At 63.5% G+C, this 5249-nt stretch carries 8 protein-coding genes; 3 read left to right on the forward strand and 5 right to left on the reverse strand.

Annotation, left to right across the window (positions count from 1 at the left end):
- The 5 genes from MFF13_RS26085 to MFF13_RS26100 form a co-directional block, all read right to left on the reverse strand.
- The coding region (locus MFF13_RS26085) for a matrixin family metalloprotease (RefSeq protein WP_238273379.1) at positions 1 to 1163 on the reverse strand (1163 nt) is incomplete at its 3' end.
- Positions 1164 to 1530: 367 nt separating this feature from the next.
- The gene (locus tag MFF13_RS26625) at positions 1531 to 2112 is read right to left on the reverse strand and encodes a YadA-like family protein (RefSeq protein WP_373322618.1); all 582 of its coding nucleotides are present in this window, start codon (positions 2110 to 2112) and stop codon (positions 1531 to 1533) included.
- Complete coding sequence (locus MFF13_RS26090; protein WP_238273380.1) at positions 2109 to 2255, reverse strand: hypothetical protein; 147 nt, start codon at positions 2253 to 2255, stop codon at positions 2109 to 2111. The genes MFF13_RS26625 and MFF13_RS26090 overlap by 4 nt, the downstream gene beginning before the upstream one ends.
- A gap of 388 nt (positions 2256 to 2643) precedes the next feature.
- Positions 2644 to 2958, reverse strand: a complete 315-nt coding sequence (locus MFF13_RS26095) for a hypothetical protein (protein ID WP_147754176.1) — start codon at positions 2956 to 2958, stop codon at positions 2644 to 2646.
- Positions 2959 to 3089: 131 nt separating this feature from the next.
- Positions 3090 to 4160, reverse strand: coding sequence for an apurinic/apyrimidinic endonuclease family protein (locus tag MFF13_RS26100; protein ID WP_147829396.1), 1071 nt, complete (start codon positions 4158 to 4160; stop codon positions 3090 to 3092).
- A 186-nt stretch (positions 4161 to 4346) separates the two neighbouring features.
- Between MFF13_RS26100 and MFF13_RS26105 the strand changes: the two genes are divergently transcribed.
- From MFF13_RS26105 to MFF13_RS26115, 3 genes are all read left to right on the forward strand, one after another.
- Entirely contained in the window at positions 4347 to 4589 is a 243-nt protein-coding gene (locus MFF13_RS26105; protein ID WP_147829398.1) for a cysteine rich repeat-containing protein, read from the forward strand.
- Positions 4590 to 4702: 113 nt separating this feature from the next.
- Entirely contained in the window at positions 4703 to 4948 is a 246-nt protein-coding gene (locus tag MFF13_RS26110; protein ID WP_147829400.1) for a hypothetical protein, read from the forward strand.
- Positions 4942 to 5094, forward strand: coding sequence for a hypothetical protein (locus MFF13_RS26115; protein ID WP_187273655.1), 153 nt, complete (start codon positions 4942 to 4944; stop codon positions 5092 to 5094). The genes MFF13_RS26110 and MFF13_RS26115 overlap by 7 nt, the downstream gene beginning before the upstream one ends.
- Positions 5095 to 5249 lie beyond the last annotated feature (155 nt).

Here is a 5249-nt window from a genome sequence, read left to right on the forward strand (position 1 = left end):
CCCTCTTTCCAGCCGTTCGCCTCGTAGTGCGCGAGCGGATCGATGTTGGCTGCTGCGATGTCCGTATAGGCCGCGAGGTAGCCCCTGACATCGAACACCGCGTTCGGGTTGCGACCCTCGTGCCAGCCGTTGGCCTCGTAGTGGTTGTAGGCGAACGCAAAGCTGTCGCCGCCGGCAGCGATGGCAGCCTTGGCGACGTCCGCGTTCGACAAGAGGTAGTACTCTGAGTCGAAGCCGGAATGGGTACTAAGATCTGCGGCTTTGCCGACCGCGGCATAGGCTTGCCGCCCTTCGGCTTGACCACTGGTAAAATAGTGAGCAAGCGGATCGATGCCGGTTCGGGCCACGTCGGGGTTGTGCGACAGGTAGAGCTCGTTGTCGAAGTTGGCTGACGGATCGCGGCCCTCTTTCCAGCCACTCTGATCGTAATGCGCGAGCGGGTTGACTCCTGCCCGAGAAACATCAGAATTTGCAGCTAAATAGCCCGTCGAGAAAAAGTATTTGTCTGGATTCCGACCCTCGCGCCAACCGTCAGAGTTGTAATGGGTGGCCGGATCAATCCCTGATGCTGCTACGTCAGCATACTGGGCTGTGTAGTACTTCTGATCGACGAGCGATGTCCAAGCGCCAACTACTTTAGAAGGCCCATATAAATATTGTATTCCATCAATATCGGATTGTGTCAGATCAGTAAGAGAACGGTCTACGTTAGAATTCATGATTGAAGGGCTTGCATTGTAATGGTCTAGACCGAGGACGTGGCCGATTTCATGTAAAGCGACATTAAATAAGTTTATACCACTATCCGAGACTACAGATGAACCAGAAATATGCCATTTCTCGTCGATATCAAAATTTACAGTGCCTCTAACGGCCTGTTTAATAGGGTTAGAAGATTGGTAATATGACGAGCCGCCCGTAGCCAAAACGCTATTTAATCCATCTACAGACGACATTGTGAATTTTATTGTAGAGGTAACAGCAGAGCTAACCTGTTGAAATTGAATATTGGCTTTGCTGGTCCAGTCGTTAAAAGATGCTGTTATTACAGAGGTAAAAATGTCTGGAACTGAAGCATCGAGGGCCCAAGTCAAAATTCCGCCAGCTGACCCAGCGCTCACGCTAGTTCCGTACTTATATCCCTTTATATTGTAGTCAGCCACTTATGCCTCCACCTATGCTACGGCTATGATATCGCACATTGAGATAATCACACGTAAACATATCACCGACTGCGGCGTATATTTGTTTATGGCAATTAAATTATTAATGTAGATTATTTAATAAAACTTACACAATAGTATTTTCGACCATCCAATACGACGAAGCGGCCTATTATTTGTTTCACTAAAACATATTAGGTACTATACGTCATTTTCGTGACTAATTCACCATTGTAAAAAGTCGTTTTGTTCAATCGCTAAAGATAGGCGAGACGTTCGGGCTGTAGTGCAAAGCTTTCGTGGAAGGGGCTCTTGCTCTCGGCGCCCCCGGGGGCGCGAGCAGGACCGCGGTGCGCACCATGCTCGCTTACCGGAACGAGAACCCGAGCCCGCCCTTGACCAAGCCTTGTGTCGGTCCGCGGGCATATCCAACGTACGCTAGAGTGCTTTCGTCGATGCGCGCTGAAATCGCGATTGATCCGGCGCCCGCGCCACCATACCCCGCGCCTCCAAAGGATACGGCGAAACGGTCTCCTGGGTTGGGCGGCAAGATGTTGATCGCGCCTGCGAGAGCAATTCCCTCCTCGAGTCGACGCGTGATTCGATCCAATTGACCAGCGATTGCGACGAGTGCAGCCGAGTCCAGCCCTCCGCTCATGCCTGCTGGTCCCTGGATGCCTTGCGGTCCCTGCGGACCCGGAGGCCCGGCTGGACCAGCAGGAAGTCGGGCATAGAGGTCACTTAGTCGAATGAACTGCTCATAAGAGCCGCTACCGCGTCCGGTCGGTACAAGGGTGCGGATGTACGCGTTAGCCGGGTCAACCGCTTGACCATCAAGAGGGCTCGTCGCGCCCGGCGCGACGACGCTCGTTGGCGCGAAGGTCAGACTTTGAGCAAGCACCGGCCCTGCCGAAAGCGTCGCGCACACAGCGATCCAGCGACCTATCATTTCTGACCCTTGTCATCTGTGGCTGCGAACATACCGACGACAACGTTCACCTCGTCGTCGGTGACTGTCTTCGCCTTGAACAGTTCGCTGGTGGTGGGATCGGGCATGGCGCGATCGTAGCGGTGGCTGGTCCGGAACGCCATCGTCCGGTCGGGTGCGGGGCGCACTGAAAATAACCCTTACGACTCAATAGCCCCCCTCACCCTAGGTGCGGGGCAGATAGCTTTGATTTTGAAAGATTATTTGAGAACTGCTCGGGGAGCCATCACCCTTTCAAGTCCTTCCCCTGATCGATCCCGCCGCCTTGAGCTGCCCTACGGCGGCCGGGCGTTGCTGCGCTGGCGCGCCAGCGATCCCCCATCTGGTGGATGACGGCCGGTCCTGATCGGTTCAGGCAGGAGACCCGAGATCACCTTGGCCCGGCCGGAGACATCCGCGCCGGGCTTTCTTGTGATCGCGTCGTCGCGATGGATCGGACCGTCGGCGTAGCCGCCGCGTCGGACGCGACCACGCTTCCACATCCGCGCGTCCTCAGCTTCGTGGGTCGGCCGCCCGCCTTAGGGCGGAGGCGCCGGCGCCGGTCCGGTTCTGGGCCTCGTCCATCACGTCGCCGATCCTGTCGCCGACCGCGATCACGATGGCCGTCGAGGCGGCGCCCTCCGCCGTCTCGGAGTGGAAGCGGCCGAGGGTGTCGGTGAGGCGCTGCTCGATGGTGCCGAGCACGGTGCGGGCGGCCTCGGCGTTCGCGCGCATCATCACGCCGGCGAGGTCGCAATAGGCCTCCCGCAGCAGGTGGAACGCCAACCTGTCGACGGCCTGCGCGTCCTCCGGACTCAGATCCCGCATCTCGCATCCCGTCGGCCCGCCTTCGGCGCGGGCATCGTCTCGAACATGCGCGTCGGGAACGCGACGTACGGCCTTTGGGGGGCCGGCTGCCGCGCCCGACTTCGCCGCCCCCGATCGGTACGCCAGCGGGCCTAGGAAGGGAATGCGGCGGCGCCTTCGCGGCGGAGTTCCGCCGACAGGGCGTCGGAGGCGAGGTTCTTGGACTTCGCCTCGATCTCGAAATCCGCCCACGCCAGGTGGCGCGCGACCAGGGCGTTGAGGGCGCGGTTCCACATCATGTCGGAATGGGCGGCGAGGTCGCGCCAGGAATGCCCGGCCTCGTTGAGCACCACGAAGTCGGGCAGCGCGTCGGGATCGTGCTCCGGCAGCACCGTCTCGCGCGAGACGCTGACATGCGCCACCGGCCGCACCCCGCGCCAGGACTCGCGCACCCGCGCGACGCGCGGATCGTCCGGCGCGATGTACTCGCCCCGGCTCTCGACCCAGTGATGGTGCAGGTCGAGCACCACCGGCACGCTGTCGGCGAGCGCCAGCACCGCCTCGAGCCCGAAGGCGTTCTCGTCGTTCTCGACGGTGATGAGGTCGCGCGCCGTCTGCGACAGGCGCGGCAGCGCGGCGCGGAAGCCCTCGGTGCCGGGATCGCGTGCGCCGACATGGATGTTGATGTGCGCGCCGTGCGGGTGCCAGCCGTCGCCGTAGCCCAGCAGCGCCATCAGCTCGGCGTGGTACTCGAACTCTGCGATGCCGTTCTCGGACGCCGCCGGGTTGCGCGAGGCGATCACGCAGAACGGGCCGGGATGGAAGCTGAGGCGCACGCTGCCTGCGCGGGCGGCCTCGCCGCAGCGGGCGAGGCCCGCCTCCACGAGGCGGCGCATCTCGGGCTCGGCGTAGATGTCCCGCGCCACGGGATGGGTGTAGCCCGGCAGGACGTTGCTCGCCATGCGCAGCAGCCGCTCGATCGGCGGGCGCCCGGCGACCCAGGCGATCTGGCGCTCCAGGGCCCCGAGGTTGTGGCGCACCAGGCCCTCGATCTTCGCGCGGCGCGCCGCCGGCGCCAGCGCCGTCAGGGAGGCCATGGTCGCGTTGGTGAGGTTCATCCGAAGCGTCGCCTCGCGGGCGGCCTTCAGGGTCTTGAAGCCGTCCGGGGGCGGCGTGAGCACGAACTTGCAGCAGAAGCCGAGGCGAGGCGCATCATCGATCATGGGTCGAGAACGCCGGGCGCCGGGTTTCGTCACATCCGATCCGTGCATCGCCGCGGGCGGTCGATGCCGCAGGCGCGCGGGCCGGCCACGACGGAGCCGTTTCGCACGGTGCGGCGTTCCTTGCCGTGGGCCTCGACCGAACGACCATCCTCGAGCCGCCCAAGATCCTCTCATCTGGAAGCCACGATGCGCGCCGCCCTGCTAGCTCTCGTCCTCGCCCTCACCGCCGTCCCGGCCCTCGCGGCCCCCGCCTCGACGCGCGGCAACGCGGACCTGAAGAAGTACTGCACCGGCGACGCGCTGAAACTCTGCGGCGACATCGATCCCGACGATCCGGCGATGGAGGCGTGCTTCAAGAAGAACCGCGACGCGCTGACGGAGAATTGCCGCCGGGCGATCGACGCCTACGCGCAGTCCGGCGGCAAGTAGGGCCTACCGAGGAGAGGACCTCGACGACGGGCGCCCGCGCCCGTCATCCGGCCGTCACGCGCCCCCCTTAAGCGGACGCCCTCGCCGCCCCGGCGGCATCGCGTCCCGATACCATGCCCGAGCATGTCTGCCTCGACCCGCACGACCCCTACGCGCAGCGCGAGGTCCGGGTCGCCTTCGAGCGCATCGGGTCGGGCTTCCGCCTGATCGCGGCGATCGACGCGTGCGACGACGACATCCTGCCCGACCTCGTCGACGCGCAACGCGCCGACCTGATCCGCGAGATCGCCGACGCCGAACGGGCCGCCGACCGCGTCCCCCCGGCCTTCGTCGGCGCCCGGTCCCCGGCGCCGTGCTGAGGCTCGGCCGCCTCGACGACGCGGAGGACGTCGCGGCGTTCCCGGTCTGGGAACGCGGGCGCACGAGCCGGATGCCGTCCTATATCGGCGCGGCCCTCCTCGTCCTCCTCGTCGGCGACCTGCTGATCCAGCTTCTCCCGGCCTGACGGACGTCCGGGCTCGACGGGGCAGGAAGCGTCGTGTGCCGTCGATCTGCGCGCGTTCGGCAAGAGGCGTCGACGACCGGTCGCGTGACGCGCTTTCTTTCGTCCGGTCGGTATCCCGCCGGGCCGAAAGCCCTCTAACAGGCTGCTGCAGAAGT

The organism is Methylobacterium cerastii, from assembly GCF_022179125.1.
GTDB classification, from domain to species: Bacteria; Pseudomonadota; Alphaproteobacteria; order Rhizobiales; family Beijerinckiaceae; genus Methylobacterium; species Methylobacterium cerastii.

What these genes read in the sequence shown, in the direction of transcription:
- MFF13_RS26110 (WP_147829400.1), top strand. Translation starts at nt 4,703, where the DNA reads ATGCCCGAGCATGTCTGCCTCGACCCGCACGACCCCTACGCGCAGCGC.
- MFF13_RS26105 (WP_147829398.1), top strand. Translation starts at nt 4,347, where the DNA reads ATGCGCGCCGCCCTGCTAGCTCTCGTCCTCGCCCTCACCGCCGTCCCG.
- MFF13_RS26100 (WP_147829396.1), bottom strand. Translation starts at nt 4,160, where the DNA reads ATGATCGATGATGCGCCTCGCCTCGGCTTCTGCTGCAAGTTCGTGCTC.
- MFF13_RS26095 (WP_147754176.1), bottom strand. Translation starts at nt 2,958, where the DNA reads ATGCGGGATCTGAGTCCGGAGGACGCGCAGGCCGTCGACAGGTTGGCG.
- MFF13_RS26625 (WP_373322618.1), bottom strand. Translation starts at nt 2,112, where the DNA reads ATGATAGGTCGCTGGATCGCTGTGTGCGCGACGCTTTCGGCAGGGCCG.
- MFF13_RS26090 (WP_238273380.1), bottom strand. Translation starts at nt 2,255, where the DNA reads ATGGCGTTCCGGACCAGCCACCGCTACGATCGCGCCATGCCCGATCCC.